1 pseudogene is annotated in these 233 nt (G+C 62.7%); it reads left to right on the top strand.

The window, feature by feature from the left end:
• Positions 1-19: 19 nt before the first annotated feature.
• Positions 20-233, top strand: a pseudogene (locus SB753_RS41680) (helix-turn-helix domain-containing protein); the annotation flags it as partial.

The raw sequence follows: 233 nt of genomic DNA, 5'->3' as shown, positions 1-233 counted from the left end.
CCCCTCGATCGAAACGATCATGGAGAAGTCCGGCCTGTCCAAGTCGCAGGTGCTGCGTGAGCTCGACACACTGGAGGAGATGAGCTACATCACCCGAGCCAGGGAAGGGCGGAAGAACGTCTACACGCTGCGGGAGAAGATCGGCATTACCGACGACAAGGGCCGTCCCATGGCCGACGCCACGTGGGATTACGTGCCCGATGGTGTCCGCAGTGCGGTAGCCGAGCTCAGGC

Source organism: Paraburkholderia sp. SIMBA_053 (assembly GCF_046534895.1).
In the GTDB taxonomy this organism is placed as follows: Bacteria; Pseudomonadota; Gammaproteobacteria; order Burkholderiales; family Burkholderiaceae; genus Paraburkholderia; species Paraburkholderia caledonica.
Note: the sequence above shows the minus strand (reverse complement) of the source record. Positions and strands in the feature narration are given on the sequence as shown.